This is a genomic window from Lysobacter sp. ISL-50, assembly GCF_018612875.1.
GTDB lineage: Bacteria > Pseudomonadota > Gammaproteobacteria > Xanthomonadales > Xanthomonadaceae > Lysobacter.
In genome coordinates this window covers 1-21,120 of record NZ_JAGGRI010000043.1, presented here as the reverse complement: position 1 = coordinate 21,120, position 21,120 = coordinate 1, and the positions used below count along the sequence as shown (strand labels likewise).

7 protein-coding genes are annotated in these 21,120 nt (G+C 65.0%); 2 read left to right on the top strand and 5 right to left on the bottom strand.

Going from position 1 to position 21,120, the window contains the following annotated elements; all coding sequences use genetic code 11:
- Positions 1-32: 32 nt before the first annotated feature.
- Genes J7J50_RS21050 through J7J50_RS21040 form a run of 3 tightly spaced genes read right to left on the bottom strand, consistent with a single transcriptional unit; the run spans position 33 to position 8,513 of the window.
- Entirely contained in the window at positions 33-6,524 is a 6,492-nt protein-coding gene (locus J7J50_RS21050) for a non-ribosomal peptide synthetase (protein WP_215061094.1), read from the bottom strand.
- A 23-nt stretch (positions 6,525-6,547) separates the two neighbouring features.
- Positions 6,548-6,814, bottom strand: coding sequence for an acyl carrier protein (locus tag J7J50_RS21045; protein WP_215061092.1), 267 nt, complete (start codon positions 6,812-6,814; stop codon positions 6,548-6,550).
- Positions 6,815-6,863: 49 nt separating this feature from the next.
- Complete coding sequence (locus J7J50_RS21040) at positions 6,864-8,513, bottom strand: fatty acyl-AMP ligase (protein WP_215061091.1); 1,650 nt, start codon at positions 8,511-8,513, stop codon at positions 6,864-6,866.
- A 645-nt stretch (positions 8,514-9,158) separates the two neighbouring features.
- Here J7J50_RS21040 and J7J50_RS21035 point away from each other — a divergent pair.
- Together J7J50_RS21035 and J7J50_RS21030 are read left to right on the top strand one after the other, a co-directional pair.
- Complete coding sequence (locus J7J50_RS21035) at positions 9,159-11,627, top strand: penicillin acylase family protein (RefSeq protein ID WP_215061088.1); 2,469 nt, start codon at positions 9,159-9,161, stop codon at positions 11,625-11,627.
- The gene (locus J7J50_RS21030) at positions 11,624-13,444 is read left to right on the top strand and encodes a cyclic peptide export ABC transporter (RefSeq protein ID WP_215061086.1); all 1,821 of its coding nucleotides are present in this window, start codon (positions 11,624-11,626) and stop codon (positions 13,442-13,444) included. Before J7J50_RS21035 ends, J7J50_RS21030 begins: the two co-directional genes overlap by 4 nt.
- 280 nt (positions 13,445-13,724) lie before the next feature.
- On the opposite strand, the gene J7J50_RS21025 is transcribed toward J7J50_RS21030, so the two are convergent.
- Together J7J50_RS21025 and J7J50_RS21020 are read right to left on the bottom strand one after the other, a co-directional pair.
- Positions 13,725-17,552 (bottom strand): hypothetical protein, encoded by a 3,828-nt coding sequence (locus J7J50_RS21025; protein ID WP_215061079.1) that lies wholly within the window; start codon positions 17,550-17,552, stop codon positions 13,725-13,727.
- Positions 17,553-17,562: 10 nt separating this feature from the next.
- Positions 17,563-21,120: Ig-like domain-containing protein (locus J7J50_RS21020; RefSeq protein WP_215063456.1), on the bottom strand; the 3,558-nt coding region annotated here is incomplete at its 5' end.

Sequence of the window (21,120 nt, the reverse complement as noted above, 5' to 3'; positions counted from 1 at the left end):
AACGGAGGGGTGTTAACAGACTTGATCGCAGCTCAGCCGTCTTCTTCCTCTAGCAGAGCGCGCAATTCTTCTTCCGACAGGCCGTCGAGTTCGTCGGAATGCATCGCTACGTCTTCCTGCGAGTAGCGCTCGACCGAAGCGAGCAGCACGGTCCGGGCCAACGTGATCAGCTGCGGCGACTTGAACAGATCGGCCAGCGGGATATCCACGTCGAGTTGTTGTCGCAGGCGCGATGCGACCTGAACGGCCAGCAGCGAATGGCCGCCGAGTTCGAAGAAGTGGTCGTGGCGGCCGACTCGCTCGATGCCCAGCAAGTCTTGCCAGATATCGGCGATGGCGGTTTCGATCTCGCCTTGTGGGGCTTCGTATTCACGGCTCAGCACCGCGGCTTGATCCGGCGCCGGCAGGGCCTTGCGGTCCAGCTTGCCGTTCGGAGTCAGCGGCAATGCTTCCAACGCGACGAAGGCGCTTGGGACCATGTACTCGGCCAGATCTCTCGATAGGGCCTCGCGCAGCGCGGCCACCGAAAGTTCGGCTCCGGGTTCCATGACTACGTAAGCCACTAGACGCTTGTCGCCTTCGACGTCTTCGCGCGCGATCACCACCGACTCGCGTACGCCGTCGCAGGCCACCAACCGCGCTTCGATCTCGCCCAGCTCGATACGGAAGCCGCGTATCTTCACCTGGAAGTCGTTGCGGCCCAGGTACTCGATCGTGCCGTCCGCCAGCCAACGGCCCAGATCGCCGGTCTTGTACATCCGCGTCTGCGGGTCGGTACTGAACGGATCACGGACGAACCGCTCCGCCGTCAGTTCCGGACGATTCCAATAGCCCCGCGCCACCTGCACGCCAGCGATAAACAGTTCGCCCGCGACACCCACCGGCACCGGCTCACCGCGAGCATCCAGCACATACATCTGCGTATTCGCCACCGGGCGCCCGATCGGCACCGCGCGCCGTTGCGACGGTTCCGCGCAGTTCCAATACGTCACCTCGATCGCGGCCTCGGTCGGGCCGTACAGGTTGTGCAACTCAACTCCGGGCAGCGCGGCAAACACTTGCTGCTGCAGGCTGTAAGGCAATGCCTCACCACTGCAGAACAGCTGTTTCAGACTCTTGCAGCGACCCGCATCGGCCCGATCGACAAACACCTGCAGCATCGACGGCACGAAATGCGCCACCGTGATACCGGCGTTTTCGATCAGATCGACCAGATAGTCCGGGTCCTGATGGCCCAGCGGCTTGGCCAACACCAAGGTCGCGCCAGACAGCAGCGGCTGGAAGAACTCCCACACCGATACGTCGAAGCCGAACGGCGTCTTTTGCAACACTTTGTCCGAAGCGCTCCATGGGAACTGTCGAACGCCCCAATCCAGACGATTCATCACAGCGTGATGCTCGTTCATCACGCCCTTGGGCTGGCCGGTCGAACCCGAGGTGTAAATCACGTAGGCCAGATGCCGCGGCGTCAGCCCCAACGACTCAGGCTCGGGATCGTGTTCGTTCTGCTCAACCAACGACGCATCGGCGTCCAACGCGATACGCGGCGGAACCGCTCCTTCCGGCAACAGTTCGCGAGTAGCCGCGTGCACCAACACGGCCGTCGGCGCGCAGTCTTCGAGCATGTAGGCCAGACGATCGCGCGGATAGCTCGGGTCCAGCGGGACATAAGCGCCGCCGGCCTTCAGCGTGCCGAGCAGGCCGACCACCATCTCCAGACTGCGCTCGACGCAGATCGCGACTCGCTCATCCGGCTTTACGCCCAGGCCGATCAGCCGGTTCGCCAAACGATTGGCGCGTCGGTTGAGTTCGCCGTAACTCAATCGCGCACCATCGAACTCCAGCGCAATCGCTTCCGGCGTGGCGCGGACCTGCGCTTCGAACGCGCGATGGATCAGCTCGATACGGCGCGGCGCGGCGGTCGCGTTGAACACCTCCACCACCCGCTCCCGCTCACCGACCGGCAACCAAGGCAGCGCATCGACCGTGGACGATTCCTGAGCCAGATGCTGCAGAAGAACGATAAGGCTGGCGACATAGCGCTCGATAGTCGAGCGATCGAACAGATCGGTCGAATAAGACAGCTCACCGAAGATCTCGCCGCCTCTGTCTTCGAGCGAAAGTTCCAGGTCGAAGTGCGTGGTCTGCTGGCCGCTGTCCAGTTGCGACAGACTCAGGCCGTGCAGCTGCAGACCGCCACCGTCGGGCGTGTTGTTCAAACTCAGCAGCGCCTGGAACAGCGGGCTGTGACTCATGCTGCGCACCGGCTGCGCGGCTTCGACTACCTGTTCGAACGGAAGATCCTGATGCTCATAGGCAGCCAGCGTTGTCACCTTCACCCGCGACAACAGATCCGCCACGCTCGGCGCGCCTTGCAGATCCACCCGCAGCGCCAAGGTATTGACGAAGAAGCCGATCAGCGGCTCGAGTTCGCTGCGCTGGCGATTCGCGACCGGGCTGCCGACGACGACATCGGATTGGCCGCTCAGGCGCGACAGCAGCACTGACCAGCCGGCCAACAAGGTCATGAAGACGGTCGTGCCGTGACGTTGCGACAGGCTGCGCAGTTGCGCGCTCAGATCGCTCGACAGACGGACCGGAACGCGGTCGCCCGCATAGCTCTGCACCGCCGGGCGCGGCCGGTCGGTCGGCAGCTCCAGGACCGCGGGCGCGCCGCGCAGTTGTTCGCGCCAATACGTCGTTTGACGCTGCAACGTGTCGCCTTGCAGCCAGCCGCGTTGCCACGCCGCATAGTCGGCGTACTGGATCGGCAGCGGCGGCAACGGATCGGGCTGACCCTGCCGAAACGCGTCGTACAAGGCGCTGACTTCCTTTACCAGTACGCCGATCGACCAACCGTCGGAGACGATGTGATGTTGGGTCACCAGCAGCACATGTTCGTGTTCGTTCAAGCGCAGCAGTCGGCCGCGGATCAAAGGACCCTGGGCGAGATCGAATGGGGCGTGGGCCTCTTCGCGGCTTTGCGTGGCTACGGCGGCGGCTTTCGCATCGGCGGCGAGATCGCTCAAATCCTGATTAACCAGAACGAAGCCCGTATCGGCCGAGTCGATGACCTGGACCGGGGCGCCGGACTGGCTGACGAATCGGGTCCGCAGGTTTTCGTGGCGCGCGATGATTCGATCCAAGCTCTTCCGCAGCGCGGAGCGATCCAACTCACCGCTCAGTCGCAGAGCCACCGGCATGTGATAGGCCGCGCCGGCCGAATGGTCGAGCTGATCCAGGAACCACAGGCGCTGTTGCGCCCACGAAAGCGGCAGCGCCTTGCTGCGATCAGCGAGCACGATCGGCAGTTGCGATGCGCTTTGCGTACCCTGCAAGCTCGCCGCAAGCATCGCCGGCGTAGGACGCGAGAACAGGTCGCGCAGCGGAACGTCAAGAGCCAACGACTGCCGCAGGCGCGAGGCGACCTGCGCCGCCAGCAGCGAGTGCCCGCCGAGTTCGAAGAAGTGATCGTGGCGGCCGACCCGCTCAAGGCCGAGCAGGTCTTGCCAGACCGCAGCGATGGCATTTTCGATTTCACCTTGCGGCGCTTCGTATTCGCGCCTCAGCATCGCGCCTTGATCCGGCGCAGGCAATGCCTTGCGATCCAGCTTTCCGTTCGGAGTCAGCGGCAACGATTCCAGCGCCACAAAGGCGCTCGGAATCATGTACTCGGCCAAGTCCCTCGACAGCGATTCGCGCAGCGACGACACCGACCACTCGGCGCCCGCTTCCATCACCGCATAGGCGACCAGACGCTTATCGCCTTCGACGTCTTCGCGCGCGACCACCACCGCTTCGCGCACACCGTCGCAGGCTACCAGCCGGGCTTCGATTTCGCCCAATTCGATGCGGAAACCACGAATCTTCACCTGGAAATCGTTGCGACCCAGGTATTCGATCGCCCCGTCCGCCAGCCAACGTCCCAGATCGCCGGTCCTGTACATCCGCGCCTGCGGATCGGCACTGAACGGATCGCGCACGAACCGCTCCGCCGTCAGCTCCGGACGATTCCAGTACTCGCGCGCGACCTGCGCGCCGGCAATGAACAATTCGCCAGCGACGCCAACGGGCACCGGCTCGCCGCGCGCATCCAGGACATATACCCGGGTATTCGCCACCGGACCGCCGATCGGAACCTCGCGATCCAAACGCGCCGTCGTCCTGTCGAGCAGAGCGGCGGTGGCATAGACCGTGGTTTCGGTCGGCCCGTACGTGTTGAGCACAGGGCACGGCGTCGCGGTCAGCCACGCATCGAGGAAGCGCCGCTCCACCTTCTCGCCGCCGACGACGACCAGGCGCAACGATGGCGCCTGCGTCACGGCGCCGTCGCGCAATTGCATCGCCCAACGATGCCAGAACGCGGTCGGCGCATCGACAATTCCGACCTCGTACCTGCGCAGGAAATCGACGAAGTCCGCGTCCGGCGCGATCAGATCGTCCGGGCGCAGCACCACGGTCGCGCCGGCCGACAACGCGGGAAATATCTCGACCACGGAACTGTCGAACGAGTACGAAGCGAACTGCAGCATGCGTTCGCCCGGCCCGAGGCCGCAGTTGCGCACATGCGTCGCCATCTGCGCGGTCAGACTGCGATGCTCGACCACCACGCCTTTCGGTTTGCCGGTCGAACCGGAGGTGTAGATAAGGTAAGCCGCATCGTTGCCGCTAAGCCCCACCGGACGTGGATTATGATCGTCGCCATCGGCCGGAATGCCAGCATCGTCCAACCACAGAATATTCGTCGCATCCGCATCGGGCAGGCGATCGCGCAACGACATCGTGCTCAGCACTCGCTGCGGCGCGCTGTCGCGAAGCATGTGGCTCAGGCGTTCGGGCGGATAAGCCGGGTCCATGGGCACGTAAGACGCGCCAGCCTTGAGCGTTCCGAGCAACGCGGCGATCAACGATGACCCGCGCTCCAGGAAGATCCCCACTCGATCGCCGACAGCCACGCCCGCGGCGATCAGTCGATGCGCGATGCGGTTGGCGTCCCGATTCAAGTCCGCGTAGGAGATCGTGCGATCTCCGGACACCAGCGCGGGTTGCCGCGCAAGCGCCGCCGCCTGCGCCTCGAAGGCCCGATGCGCCAGCGGCTCTGGCGGCAACGGCGCTTGGGTCGCGTTGAAGTCGTGCAGCAGTTGATGGCGCTGCGTCTGGTCGAGCAAGTCGAGTTCGTCGACCAACTGATCGTTATCAACAGTCAGGCTCTCCAGCAGGCGCAGCCAGCAGCCTGCCAGACGTTCGACCGTGCCGCGGTCGAACAGCGCCGGGTCGAACCTGAAATCGCAGCGCAACCCTCGTTCCAGTTCGATCGCTTCCAGCACCAGCGGCAACGACTCGCCGCCACTGCGGCCTGCCGGATACGCGCTCAGCGCGGCGCCGCCCCATGCAATGCCTTCGCCCGCACCCTGCTCGCTCCACAAGCCACGCAAGCCAGCGCCGTGGCGCGCGTGCTGGAACACGAACATGGTCTGGAACAGGGAAATCTCCGCGCCGCCGCGGCTCGCGCGCAGGTCTTCGACCACGCACTGATACGGATAGTCCTGATAACGCACCGCTTTCAGCGCCGAATTTCGGGTTTCGCGCAACACCTGCGCCACGCGTTTTCCCACGGGAAAACCGGCCTTGATCACGACCGGATTGACGAAGTCGCCAACGACCGCATCCCACTGCGCCAGACTGCGGCCCGGCATCGGCGAACCCACGGAAATCTTATCCTGGCCGGTGATCCGATGCAGAAACATCTGATACGCGGCCAACAGACAGGTGTACAAGGTCGATGCGTGACGTCGCGCCAACCCGCCGACGGCCTCGCTCAAGCCGGCGGGCACCGATACCGACACCACCTGGGTGCCCTGGTCGGAATCGGTGGATGCGCGATCGGTCGGAAGCTGCAGCCGCGTCCCTTCATCGGCGATCGTCTGGCGCCAGTAATTCCTCTGCGTGGCCGCTTCGTCGCCGCGCAGCCATTGCTCCTGCCAGCGCACGTATTGCCCGTAGTCGTAAACCGGTGCGACCGGATCGAAACCGGCCGCATCGGCCAACAGCCCGCCGAGTTCTTCCAGGAGCAACCAGTACGACCAGCCGTCCACCGCGATGTGATCGAACGCGAGCATCAGCACCTGCTCGTCCGGTCCACGCGTGTACAAGCCCGCGCGAAACGGCGGCTCGCTGTCGAGCCGGAACGGCCGTGCGCCATCGCGCTCCACCTGCCGCGCCAGTTCGCCCTCGTCCCAACCGCTGGCGTCGACGCAGCGCAGTTGTGTTTCGGCGGTCTCGCAGAAACGCTGCTCGGCGATTCCGTCGCGCTCGCGAATACGCACGCGCAGCATCGCGTGACGAATCGCCAAATAGCGTAAGGCCTGTTGCAGGGCCTCGCTGCTAAAGTGCCCACGCACTCGAGCCGAAAACACATTGTTGTGATCGCTTTGACGCGCCGGCGCCATGCGGTACGTCAGCCAGCGGCCGCGCTGCGCCGCCGACAGCGGCAGCCAAAGCTCCGCTCTTGCTTCCAGGTTCATCCCGAACGCCTCAGTTCGCCAAGTTATGCCGTCGTCGCAGCGGATTCTTCGGCGCGCTCGCCGAACTGGCTATCGAGATATCCGGCCAACTCGCGGATATTCGGATAATCGAACAGCCATTCCAGTTCGATCTCTACTCCGAGGTCGTCTTGCAAGACACGGGTCAACCGCAGCCCCATCAGCGAATCCACGCCTTGCTCGGCGAACGATTGTTCCACCGATATCCGCGCAGGCTCGATCTGCATCACGTCCGCCATCGCATTCCTGAGCCACTGCTCGCGATTACTCATCCCTGCCCCCGAACTGTTCCAACACGCCCGCCGACGCGCGGACGAACCTTCAAGCTTCGACCGCGGGCTCCCACGCGCCCGCGAGGTAATCCATCCGGCATTGCGCACGCCGGACCTTGCCGCTGGACGTGCGCGGCAGACTGCCCGGCGCGATCAGCACCACGTCCGACAGCGGCAAGCCGTACGCGGCGCTGACGCCGGCGCGCATCGCGCGCGTGACTTCGTCCCACTCGGAACGACGGCGCAGCCATTCGCGCTTGAGCTCGAACACGACCACCACCGATTCGCGTTCACCGTCCTCGACCGAGAACGCCGCGCCGCCCGCCTGGCGCAACGCGCCGTGGCTGCGCTCGCATTCGTGCTCGATGTCCTGCGGCGCGTACTTGCGCCCACTGACGATGATCAAATCCTTGAGCCGTCCGGCGATGTACAACTGACCGTCGCTGATGAAACCCAGATCGCCGGTGCGCAGATAAGCCTCATCGCCGCCTTCGATACGGGCGCCGAAAATCCGCGCACTGAGTTCCGGCCGCCGCCAATAGCCCCTCGCCACGCTTGCGCTGCCGACCCATATCTCACCGACCTCGCCGGCGCGTACGCGCACTTGCGTATCGGGATCGACGATTTCCAGCCGCACGTCGCCGCGCACATGGCCGCAGCCGACGACTCGCGTACCGTCGCGATGCGCGAGCCGCGGCGCCTGCCCGACCGAGGTACCGGTGATGAACAGCGTCGACTCGGCCATGCCGTAGCACGGATAGAACGCGCCCGCGTCGAAACCGTAAGCGGCGTAGCGCTCGCCGAAGCGCTCGATCGTGCTGGCCCTGATCGGCTCGGCGCCGCAGAACGCCACCCGCCAACACGACAGATCGACGCCCTGCAGTCGCTCATCGCCGACCGAGCCGGCGGCCAGTTCGTACATGAAATTCGGACCGCCGCTGACGGTCACGCGGTACTTGGAAATGATCTGCAACCAGCGCTCGGGGTACTGGACGAATTCCGCCGGCGACATGAATCCGGCCGAACAACCCGAGTACATCAGCTGCAGCACGCCGCCGACCAATCCCATGTCGTGAAACAGCGGCAATGCGGTAAAAAGCACCGAATCGGCGCTGATTTCCATCGCTTCCCGGATCGACGCGCAGTTGTCGATCAGGTTGCCGTGGGTGACGATCACGCCCTTCGGATCGCCGGTCGACCCGGAGGTGTATTGAAGGAAGGCCGGCGCATCGGCTTCGGGCGAAACCGGGCGCCATGGCTCGGCCGAACTTACGAATGCATCCGACGATTCGCGCAAGTCGATCTTGATCAGCGCCTCGCCGCTTTCGTGCAGCTGCGCCTGCAGCAATTCGTCCGCGTCGAACAACAAGGCGCGCGCCTGCGCGTCTTCGACGATCAACTGCAAGCGGCTTTGCAACACTTGCCGGCGCGGCGGCGCGGTAGGCACCGCGACCACGCCGGCGAGCAAACATGCGTAGAACGCTTCGACGAAGGTCGCCTGCGATTTGCACACCAGCACCGCGCGCTCACCGCGCAGACCCATCGCCTGCAGACGCTGCGCGAGCGCGGACGAACGCCGCCATAACTCGCCGAAGCTGAGATCTTCCGGGATCAGCGAAGCGCCCTTGAAGAAACGGCATGCGATTCGATCGGGCTGCGAAAGCCCTCGCTCTTGCACGATATTGGGAAAAGTAGACACGCGCCTTCCCGCTCCTTCCTTGGTTGTGCGGTCGCACCTGTCAAGCCCGCCAGGCGCACTCAGCTCGCGCTAAATGCGACGCAGGTCGCTACTCGTTCAGGCTTAGCCCCCAGATCGGCGCGCTCGATACATCACGCACAAAACTTGCTAACCGCTTCGGGGTAAGTTATCCATATGTCGCACAGAAAGAAAGCACGCATATACGGAAATGTGATTCATCGCATCGTTCATTGCTACGCGCTATCACGCACATATAGAGCATCGGATCGCAGCAAGTTGTTGATGTACTACGCAGATGTTGCATTCGGCGAAATTTGGATCACGCTACGATCACGTAGCATAGCGCTTCGGAAACCGTGCATCGTTGATGTGCGCCGCAGCGTCATCAAAAATTTGCAGCGTAGGCAGGGATATGCCGCTACTACATCTCCTTGCCGTCGCAACGACTGATACCACCGGCACGTGACCGGATTGCGCAGGGGAGGCGCATCGCAACTCATCAGTTCATTCCACTCCGACATAAGTCGTCGCGTCGCGCGCGCGTGCGGCGGCGTATGGCCATCGTTTCGGCGCTGATCCGAACGCAGCCCGCGCGAACTTCGCTCACCTTTATTAATTGTCGCTACGCGACACCGGTCCGACCTCATGAGATTGCCGATGTATCTGCGCAGCCACCCACTGACCGCACGACTGATCGTGTTCGTGCTGTTGCCGCTGCTGGCTTGCGCGCTGTGGATGTGGAGTAACGTCAGGAACAGCCTTCCGCCCGAGGGCACGATCCGGATCACCGAAGGCGTCGGCGCGCCGGTCACGCTGTCGCGCGACGAACACGGCGTCGTGCACGTCAGCGCCGGCAACGACCGCGACGCGTTCTTCGCCGTCGGCTATGCGCAGGCGCAAGACCGCTTGTGGCAGCTGGAGTTGCAGCGGCGCATGGCGCGCGGCCGGCTCAGCGAGGTGCTCGGCAAGGACAGCATCGATGCCGATGTGTTGTTCCGCACGCTGGGCCTTTACGAATCGGCGCGCTCGGCCTGGCCGGCCTTGAGCGCGCCGGCGCGGGCCTCGCTTACCGCCTACACCGCGGGCATCAACGCCAAGATCGCGCGCACCGCGCAGTTGCCGGCGGAATTCCGCATCCTCGGCGTGAAGCCCGAGCCGTGGACCGAGATCGATTCGCTCGCCTGGATCAAGGTGTTCGCGCTGGACCTGGGCGGCAACTATCGTCGCGAAATCGATCGCTATGTCGCCCAGAGCGCGCTGACGCCGGAACAGGTCGCGATCTTCTTTCCGGAGTATCCCGCGCAGGCGCCGACCACCGTCGCGTCGATCGAACAAGCGCAAGACCTGCTGGCGATGGCCGACTCGCACGACGAGCTGCAACGCAAGCTGCGCCTGGCCGCGCCCAACACCGGCAGCAACGCCTGGGCGGTCGCGGGCCGGCATACCGCCGACGGCGGCGCCCTGCTCGCCAACGATCCGCACCTGGGGCTGCAGATTCCATCGTTGTGGCATGCGATCAGCGTGGACACGCCGACGCTCAAAGTCTCCGGCATGAGCCTGATCGGCCTGCCGGTGGTGGTGTTCGGCCGCAACGCGCAGATCGCCTGGGGCGGCACCAACATGATGGCCGACACCCAGGATCTGTTCTTCGAACGCGCCGACGCAAGCGGCGCGAACTACGAGGCCGACGGCGTCTGGCAACCGTTCCAGGTGCGCAGCGAAGTCTTCAACGTGCGCGCCGACTTCCCGGAAAAGCTTCGCCGGCAGTACGCGCCGGTAACGCTGCAGGTGCGCAGCAGCCGCCACGGGCCGATCATCAGCGATCACTTTAAGGTGTTCGATCAACCGGTGGCGCTGCGCTGGACCAGCCTGGACGCGGCCGATACCAGTTACGAAGCCTTCTTCCGCATGAACTACGCGCGCGACTGGGGCGAGTTCAAGCAGGCCTTGAGCCATCACGTCGCGCCGGCGATGAACATGCTCTATGCCGATCGCGCCGGCAACATCGGCTATCTCGGCGCCGGCCGCATTCCGGTGCGCAGCCGTGGCGAAGGCACCATTCCCTCGCCGGGGTGGGATTCCAGCTACGGTTGGTCCGGCGAAGTGCCGCCGGCGCAATGGCCGCAAACGTACAACCCACCCTCGGGTTACCTGGTCAGCGCGAACAACCGCGTGGTCGGCGACGACTACCCCTACTTCGTCTCGCACGACTGGGCATCTCCGGCGCGGGCGCAACGCATCGAGCAACTGTTGCGGCAGGGCATCGGCTCCGGCCGCAAACTCGTCGCCGAGGATATGCAACGCATCCAGGCCGACACCGTCGATCTGGACGCCGCCGCGATGATGACGCGCTTGCGCGAGCGCCTGCCGCAAGGCGAGCACGGCGCCCAGGCCGCCGCCTATCTGCGCGGCTGGAGCGGAGACATGCGCGCCGACAGCCAGGCCGCGAGCATCTTCCACGTGTGGATGCAGCATTTCCGCGGCGCCGTGTTCGCCGATCAGCTGCAGGGCACCTGGAACAACCCGCAGCGCACGCGCCTGCTGCGGCGGCTCGGCGATGGCGTGCGCCTGGAGCGGCTCGGTCGCCTGATCCAGGACGACCCGACCGGCTGGTGCGACAACCGCGATACGCCGCAACGCGAAACCTGCGAGCAGTCGCTGGTCAGCTCCCAGTCCAGCGCTCTGGATGAGCTGCACAAACTGCGCGGCGGTTGGAGCATGCGCGATTGGCAGTGGGGACAAGTGCAGAAGACCGTGTACACACATATCCCCATGAGCAGCATGAAGCCACTGGATAAGGTGTTCGAACGCCGGATCGGCAACGGCGGGTCGAGCAATTCCATCAATGTGGCCTCGTCCAATTTCGCCTACGCCGACGGCTACCTGCAGGACTTCGGCGCCGGTTTTCGCCAGGTGATCGCGCTCAGCCCCAAGCAGGTGACGCATTGGTACATGAATTCGACCGGGCAATCGGGTAACGCGATGAGCCCGCATTACGACGACATGGTCGAACCGTTCCGCGATGTTCGCTACTACCGTCTGCGCACCTCCGCCGACGGTGCCGTCCCCGCGCCGAACACCGCTTCGATGGCGGCGGCAGGAGCCAGCCGATGAAATTGTTCAGCCAGTTTTCCGCACGCGCGCCCAACCGGGTGTTCGTCTCGATCCTGCTCGGCGGCCTGTCCGGCATCTGCTATTCGCTGCTGATCCCGCTGGTGCTCAGCGTGATCAAGGACGGCGACCGCCGCTTCGACGAAGTCGCCGCGGCGCCGACGCACCTGTTCGGGCTGGAGATCGCCAACGCGCCGTTCGCCGCGGTGTTCGCGCTGGTATGCGTGTTCATCCTGGTGGCGCGCACGCTCTCGCAGATCATGCTGACCCGGGTCGCCATCGACGTGGCCTCGGACCTGCGAACGCGGATGTACGCGCGCATCGCCAATGCGCCCTTGCCGGCGCTGGAGCGCATCGGCGCGGCGCGCATGATCGCCGCCCTGACCACCGACGTGCCGCGCATCGTACTGGGCGCGCGGATGATGCCGGACCTGCTGATCAACATCGTCACCCTGATCGGCATGCTCGGCTTCCTGCTGGTGCTCAACGCGGACGTGTTCGTGTTCGTGCTGGGGTGCATCGCCTTCGGCGTGGCGAGCTATCAGATCCCCATGCTGTTCGGCCGCCGCCATTTCATACGCGCGCGTCACGGTTTCGATGGATTGCAAGAATCCATCCAGGGCCTGATCCACGGCATCAAGGAACTCAAGCTCAACGACAGCAAGCGCCAGGCGTTTTTCGACGACGTGCTGATGGCGCACGAGCACCAGGTCCGCTCCAGCGAGAAGGCCGGCCATACGCTGGTGCGCGCGGCGAGCAATTACGGGGATCTGCTGAGCTTCTTCGTGATCGGCTCGATCCTCTTTATTTTCGTCAACTACCATCTGGTCAGCACGCCGGAGCTGATCGGCGTGATCATGGCCCTGCTCTACATCACCGGCCCGGTGGCGATGATCCTCAACTATATTCCGCAGTTGACGGTCTCGCGCGTGTCGGTGCAGCGCGTGGCGAAGCTGTTCGAGGAAATTCCCGCCGAATCGATCGACCCCGTGCAGGAGCCGGCGGCGCAATGGGACTGCGTGCGTTTCGAACAGGTCAGCTACCACCATCAGGCCGCCGAGGGCGCGGGCTTCCAGGTCGGGCCGCTGGATCTGCAGATCCGCAAAGGCCAGATCACCTTCATCGTCGGCGGCAACGGCTCGGGCAAATCGACGCTGAGCAAGCTGATCACCCTGCACTACCGCCCGACCGGCGGAAACATCCACTTCGGCGAACAGACCCTCAGCGACGCCACCATCGGCTCGCTGCGCCAGTCGATCGGCGCGATCTACTCCGACTACTACCTGTTCGACCGCGTGCTCGGCTCCGAGGAGCGCGAGCGCTTGACCGAACTGGTCGAGCATTACCTCAAGGCGCTGCAACTCGACCACAAGGTGAAGTACCGCGACGGCAAGTTCTCGACCCTGTCGCTGTCCGACGGCCAGCGACGCCGCATGGCGCTGCTGGCGGCGATTCTCGACGACAAGGACCTGTACCTGTTCGACGAATGGGCCGCCGACCAGGACCCGACCTTCAAGGCGGTGTTCTACTACGAAATACTGCCGGCGCTGAAACGGCGCAACAAGGCGATCGTCGCGATCAGCCACGACGATCGCTACTTCGATGTCGCCGATCAGGTGGTGACGCTGGAGGACGGCAAGCTGGCCAGCGTGACTATGCGCGAGAGCGAATATGTCAACGAGTCGGGGGCGACGGGTGGGCCGAAGTTCGTGATGCAGGGCGGTATGGATCGAGACGCAGCAAGCGCACAGATCTCACCGGACCAAGGCGAGGTTATTCCGCGCGACGCCGGAGTGCTCGTACGTAAGGAACTGGTTTGAGCTTGCGCGTTCCGAGGGCGCAGCGCCCCTCTTAGAATTTTCGTTTCCCCCTTAAGAAGCTATCTGGGTTTGTACCGGAACGTTCTGCCGCGGCAGGAGAAAATCCCCCGGCGCATGGGTTGACCACTCGACATCCCGCGTTCGCAGGCGCCAGCCCCCTTTTTCAAAGGGGGCGAATTTTCGTGCTTCGGCTGTAGGTTAGAACCATGCCGGATCGCACGAGTAAAAAAAGGGCGCCCTTTCGGACGCCCTCGATACCACGGATGTCGAATCGCGCCGGTCAGTAGTAACCCGCCAAATTCAAGAACCACCCCTTGTTGTCGTACTCCAGATCCGTCAAATCGTCGCTGAAATCGGTGAAGTTGTAGCCGATACCGACCTTGAAGTTGTCGCCGATCTGACGGTCCACGCCGACCAGCCAACCGCGCTTGTCGCCGCCGTCCTTCACCGCCAGCCAGCGGTATTCGGCCATGGCGTCCCACTTGGCGATCAGGTGGTAGCGCACTTGCCCGGCGAGGAAGTCGGCGCGGCTGTCCAGCCACAGGCCGGTGCCGCGGCCGAGGCGGTAGTCGCCCCAACGACTGGCGGCCTTGCCGCCCACTTCCCACTTGTCGTCGATGCGGTAGATGCCTTCGAACGACAGCACCTGCGAGCGTTGGTCGTACTGGTTGCCGCCTTCCTGGCCGATGGTGGCCAGGTCGTACAGGTAGATGTACTTGCCGAACGCGGCCCAGCGCGAGCTGTCGTGCGGACGGTAGGCGAAGCCCAGGTTGCCTTCGACAGTCTTGGCGCCGCGGCTGGCGTCGATTTCGTCGTTGATGTCGGAGTAGACGAAGCGCGCGGCGATGCGCCAGTCCTCGTTGATCTTGTAGAACAGGCGGTTGGTGGTGACCCACACTTCGCGACGCTCGGCGCCGCTGTCCTTGCGGTATTCGATCTTGCTCGACCAATCGGTGCGCGGATCGACGCGGCCGCCGCTGAGGCTGTAGGCGCGGCGATCGACGTGGCCGGTGGAGGCTTCCAGATCGCCGTCCATCAAGGTGAAGCCCAGGTTCCAGCCTTCGGCCGGATAGAAGTCCATGCCGAAGGTATGCATGATGCCTTCGCTGGAATCGCGCGGGTCCTTGAGGAACTGGCTCTCGTTGTAGAGGTTGGTCTGGTTGTTCAAGCGCCAGCGCTGGCCGATGGTCCAACCGGTCTGCAGTGCGTTGTCGAACAGCGGATCGCGCTCAGTGTTGTCGGTGCTGAAGGTGTAGGCGCCGTACAGGGTGTGGTCGGTGTTGAGGCGGTATTCGGCGTCGAGCTTGCCGGCCTGGCCGCGGCTGCCGCTGCTGACTTCCGCGCCGACGCTGGAGCGATCGCCGAACAGGTAGCGCGCGCCCAGGGTGAGCAGATCGTTGCGGTCGTACTTGCCGCCGTCGTCATCGACCGTGTATTGCCCGGTCGCGTACAACTCCAGCGTCGAGCCGATGCGATGACGGTAGCTGAGCGCGAACAGCATCGCGTCGATGTCGGGCGCGGTCGAGGTCGAACTCGCGCCGCGTTCTTCGCGGATCCGGCGCAGTTCGGCACCGAGCTGGTCGTCGTTGGTGATGCGCCAATCGGCGGTCAGCTGGCTTTGTTCGAGCGACTCGTCGCCGCGTTCGCGACGGGTGTGTCGGCCGAACAGGCTGAAGTTCTCCGTGAAATAGCCGAGGAACTCCGCGCCGTACTCCTGCACCGCTTCGCCGTTGTCGTAACGCGAAATCGAGAAACCTTCGTCGATGTCGCGCCACCAGGCGCCGACGCTCCAGTCGAGCTCGGTCCAACCCAGTTCCTTGAAGTTGGCGCGCGCTTCGACCTTGTCGGCATCGCCCCTGCGCGCCCCGGTGACCGGGTTGATGCGGGTGAAATCGACGCCGCCGTTGGTCGAATACCAGATCGGCGCGGCGGTGGATTCGGTGCGCGTCTTCTCCAGTTTCAGATAAGTGCCGCGACCGGCCTGCAGGGTCAGGTCCACGCCCTTGAGGCTGTAGTCGTCGCCGCTGCGGTTTTCGTCGATGTAGGTGCCGCCGACCGCGAAGTGGTCGCCGAACCATTGCTTGCCGCGGAAACCGGCGCTGACGTCGTCGGTCTGGAAACCGGCCGGGACGTATTCGTAATCGACCAGCAGGCGCTGGGTGTAGCCGTCCAGCGGCGTGTCGCGGGTCAGGGTGCGCACGTTTTCGCGGGTGATCTGCGACAAGGCCCGGGTCAGGATGAGGCGACCCTGCATGTCGTTCATTTCGTAATCGGCGCCGCGCTTGAGGTCCACGCGCGACTCGACCCGGCCGGTGGTGACGTCGCGGATTTCCACCGTGACCTTTTCCGAACCCGGCAGGACGTCGGTGTGGCGCAGCATGTACACGCTGTTGCCGGTGCCGAGGAACTCGGTGTGGCCGAGCGCGCTCTGCGCTTCGGAACCGAACAGCTTGAGTTCGCTGCGCGGATCGCCGAGCACGGTGGTGTTGCGGCTGCGCCAGCTCAACGCCGCGCCGTACAGCGAGCGGTTGTACTGGCCGTATTCGGTGCCGGTGATGCCGGTGTTGAAGTTGCCCCACATCGCCTGGTTCTGATCCCAGTCCACGCGCAGGTACAACTTGCCCTGGGTATCGACATCGCGATAGGTGTTGGAATCGTCGCCGTAGACCGGGTAGTACAGGTTCGGATCGAGACGGCGGAAGATGTCCTGCGCATCGGCGTCGAAGAAGCCGTTGAACATGCGCTTGATTTCGTTCTCGCGCGTGTCGGCCTGGGCGGTGATCAGGTACTTGCCCTGGACCTTGCCCTTCAAATAGAACGCCAGGCGGCCTTCGCTGATGAAGCTGTCGTCGTAGCGGCCCTGGTCGCCCGCGGCCAGCGGCTCGATGTTGCCGCTGACGTTGTTCTCCGACAGGGTCACATCGGCCAGCGCCACCAGGAAGCTGTACTTGCCGGTCACGTTGACGTCGAGATTCTTCTCGATGTCGCCGCCGCCGCGGTTCTTGATCTTCACCGCGTAGGTGTGCGGGCCGACCGGTTCCAGGAACTCGGCCGCGAACTTGCGTTCCAGGTCGATCGGGAAGGTCTGGTCGTTGATCGTCAGCTGGCTGTCGCGCGGGATGTCGCGGCCGTAGATGCGCACGCGCGAACCGTACACCGGGATGTTCTGGATGCGGATCGCGTTGGAGCCGTAGATCGAACTGGTGATCGCCACGTCCTGCGCGCCGCGATCGTCGATCGGCTGGCCGAGCGTGCGCTGCACTTCCTCGCGCTGGATCTGCACGCCGCGGTCGTACTCTTCCGGCTTCAGCAACTGGATGCGCTGCTGGTTGATTTCGTCGAACGCGCCGTCCTTGCCGTAGGCGCGGGCGATGTAGATCAGCTCGTCGCCGGCCAGCAGATTGATGTTGGACGGCAGCGTGCCGTCCCACTCCTGCTCGGAGACGTTCTCGACCGGCAGGTCGATCGTCGCCAGCGGCGTCACCAGATCAGTGTCGCTGCCGCGGTAGACCGTCACCGTCAGCTTGTCGATGAACGAGGCGTAGTTGGTGTAGCCGTGGAAGCGCACCGGCTTGGTGATGCGGCCGTTCTCGAACGGCGCGGTCGAACCGGCCTGCACGTTGAGCACCGGCGGGCCGAGCGTGGGATCTTCGGTCGCCCAGATCACGCCGCCGTTGGGCAGGTCGATCTGGAACTTGCCGGCGATCTTCGCCGCGCCCGGCGCGAGGTTCTCGTGCACCACATCGACGCGGCGATTGGCTTGCAGCGCCGCCGCGTCGTCGCCCTGCGCCACCGGCTTCTCTTCGCCGCGGGTTCGCACCCGGAACAGCAGGCCTTCGTCGCTGCGGCATTCGGTGCCTTCGCACTTGGCGCGCGGCACCGGCTGCGTCGCTTCGGTCTGCGGCGCCGGCTTGTCGAGCGAGCTCAGGTCCACCGGAACCGGCGTGGTGCGCCGGCCCAGGTCCTGCCTGGGCTGGGCCAGGGTGTCGGGCGCGCGGTTCTGGCTCGGATTATTGACGCCGGTCTTCTGCGCGAGCGCGGGCGTGGCCGCGCCGGCGGAGAGCAAGCCGATCAGGGTCATGTCCAGAAGCTTCATCTTCATCTTCATGGTCATGTCCTCAGCGGTTGCCCACGCCGACCGGCGCCTGGGTGTCGTCGGTGATATCCACTCTCACTTTCTGCCTCACCTCGGGCTTGAGTTCGGCCGAGATCGCTTCGAACACGGCCTTGGCGCGACGCAGTCCCAGTTGCACGTTGTAGGCGGCGGCGCCGCGTTTGTCGGCGCGGCCGATGACGCCGACCGCTCCGCTGCCCTGCTGATTGAGCGCCTTGGCGATCTCGCTGATCAGTGCCTTGTACTTCGGCTTGATCGTGGCCTGGTCGGTGTCGAACAGCACCTCGCCCAAGCGGATCGACGGGTCCAGGCTCACCAACGCCTGGCTCGCATCGACGCCCGCCACCACGTCCACCTGCACCTTGTGCGCGAGGTCCGGATCGGGCTCGAGTTGCTTGAGCAACTCGGCCTGCACGGCGCGGGCGCGGGCGAAGGCCAATGCCTCCTCCTCGGCCTGCGCGGTGACGGTGACGCTGCCTCCGCCGGCCTCGCGCAGACGGCCGGCGATGTCCTCGAACATCGGCGTGTAGTCCGGCTTCACCTTGGCGCTGCCGGATTCGAAGATCACCTCGCCCAGTTCGACGTCGGTGTTCGACTTGCCGCTGCCGATTTCGCCCGGCGGCAGCTTGACGCCGAAGTCGAAGCGGGTCGGCACGCCCTGGGTGATGCGGCGCACGCGCGGGTTTTCGCTGGTGAACACCGAGCCCGGCGGCAATGTCGCCGGATCGACCTTGAGGATGAAGTTGCGTCCGCGCGCGGAGTCGCCGCCGTGGATGCCCTCGAGGTGGTAACGGCCGTAGGCGTCGGTTTCCATGATCAGACCTTCCACCGATGCGATGCGCACGCCCGGAATGCCGCGTTCCTCGACCCCGTTGTTGCGGATCGTGTAAGCGACCTGGTAACCGGCCGCGCTCTGGCTGACCTGACGGCTGATCTGCAGGTCTTGCGCGGTCAGGCCCTTGGCGGCATCGCCGCGGCCGCGTTCGACCGTGGTCTTGCCGGCGACGTCCATCCGCACCGTGGTGCCTTCGTCGGTGGTCAGCACGAAGTCGTCGGTGAACTCCAGCGAGCTCAGCGTCTGCCGCACGATCACCTGCCGCTGCGCGGCGGTGACCGCGTCGGAGCTGCGGCCTTCGATGCGACCCAGCGCGATGCCATGCAGCAGCGGCGCGCTCGCGTCGGGCTCGGCGACCGGACCGTCGCCGCGATCAACCGTGGTGGAACCGGCGACGTAGGCGTTCGCAGCGAAGCCGCCCTGCACGCGCACGCCGGTGGCCTTGGCCGGATCCTGCCAGCCGTCGCTGTCGCGGTCGTCGAACACGCTGCCGACGATCAGGCTGTCCTCCAGCAGCGGATCGCCCGCCATCGTGACTTCGGCGGTGGCGTCGTTACTGATCTTGGTGCCGTTGTCGTCGTAGCCGGCGACCTGGTTCTTGTGACCGCCCTTGCCCACGCCGGCGCCGACTCGCAGGAAGTAGCTCACTGAGCCCTTGCCGCCGACCGCGATGTCGATGCCGCCGATGCGCAGCGGATTGGCGCTCATCACCACGCCATTGCGGTTGTCGTCGTCCACCGTCAGCGAGTTATCGACGAAGGTGAAGCCGGCCGGCGGGATATCGACCAGGGTCGCGTTGACCGCGGGCGAATCGCCGACGTTCTCGATCTGCACGGTGTAGCGGACCAGATCGCCGATCTTGACCTCGCGCACCGCCGCCGTCTTGATCAGGCGCAGCACCGGCGCATTGGCCACCACGGTGATGGTCACCGTCGCGTTCGCGCACACCGGCGTCGGCGAAGACACGTCGCAGACGCGATAGGTGAAGGTGTCGGTACCGGCGAACAGCGGGTTCGGCGTGTAGGTGCACGAACCGGCCGCGCAGGTCACGGTGCCGTTGTTGGGCTGGCCGACGATGGTCAGCGAGGCCGGGTCCAGCGGCGCGCCGGTCACCGTGTCGTTGCCGACCACGTTGATCGTCACCGGCGTGCCCTGGTCGGTCTTGCCCGTATCCGGATTGGCCGTGACCGTATTGGGCTGCACCGTGACGGTGACCGTCGCGGTCGCGCAGTTGGTCGGATTGAGCTTCTCGCAGATCGTGTAGACGTAGCTGTCGTTGCCGCTGAAGTTCGGGCGCGGCGTATAGGTGATGGTGCCGTCGCCGTTGACCACGACGGTGCCGTTGCTGGGATCGGTGCTGACGGCGATCACGACCAGGTTCGGATCGATCGGCGCGCCGTTGAGCGTGTCGTTGGCGATCACGTTGGTCGTCACCGGCGTGTTCTGCGGAGTCGTGCCCGTGCCGCCGGCGGGATCGTCGGTGGCGGTGATCGCGGGCGCGGTCACGGTGATGGTGACCGTGGCGGTATCGCAGTTGCTCGGGTTCAGCACTTCGCACAGCTGGTAGGTCACGGTGTAGTTGCCGGCCGGCGTACCGGGCGCGACGTCCACGCCGCCATCGGCCTTCACCGTCAGCGGACCGTTGGTGTTCGGGGTGACGGTGACGTCGGCGGGATTGACGGTACTGCCGCCGAGCGTGTCGTTGCCGAGCACGTTGATCACGTTGGTGCCGCCGGTGCCGCCGTTGACCGGCGTGGCGACGATGTCATCGACCGCGTCGATGACCGCGGCGCTCACCGTCACGGTCACGTCGGCCTGCGTGCAGTTGGTCGGATCGGCGATTTCGCAGATCTCGTAACGCACCACGTAACTGCCCTGCGGCGTGCCCGGCGCGACGCTGACCGCGCCGGTGGCCGGATCGATGGTCACGTTCGGATTGGTGGTCGAGACCTGGCGGATGGTGACGTTCGAAGTCGTCGCCGGCTGGCCGTTGAGCGTGTCGTTGATCAACACGTTCGGCACGGCCACACCGCCGGTTGCGCCGTTGGCGACCGTACCCGAATCCGGGCCGGCCACGATCGGGCGCCGTGCGACCGGCGTGGTCACCTGCGAAGTGGACGGCGTCGGCGTTTCGGTCGAGGTCGCGCTGGCGTCGTTGACGATGTTGCCAGCGCTGGCGTCGCCGGCCGTCACCGTGTACGTACCGGTGACCACGCAGGTCGCGCTGCCGCCGGTCGGCGCCATCGCCGGGCAATTCCAGCTCGAAGGCGTGGTCTTGCTGTCGGTGATGACGACGTTGTTCAAGGTCACGTTGCCGGTGTTGGTCGCGGTGATGGTGTAGGTCAGCACATCGCCGATCGTCACCGTGCCGCTGCCGTCGTTATCGGCGTTGGTGGGCTGGGACTTGACCAAGGTCATCGCCGGGTTGCGCGTCGCGGTGATCGTCACCGTATCGGTCGGCGAGGTCGTCGTGCCGTCGGTCGCGCTGGCGATATTGGTCAAGGTGCCGGCGTTCAGATCGGCCTGGGTCACGGTGTAGTTCGCCGTGCAGGTCAGGGTCTGAGTCGGGGCCAGGCCACCGGCCGGCAGCGCCGGACAGGTCACCGTGGTCTTGTCGTCGGTCACGCTGATCGCCGCGGTGATCGTGACGTTGCCGGTGTTGGTGACGATGTAGGTGTACGGGATCACCTGGCCGACCGTGGCGTACGTCGTCGCGGTCGAAGCCTT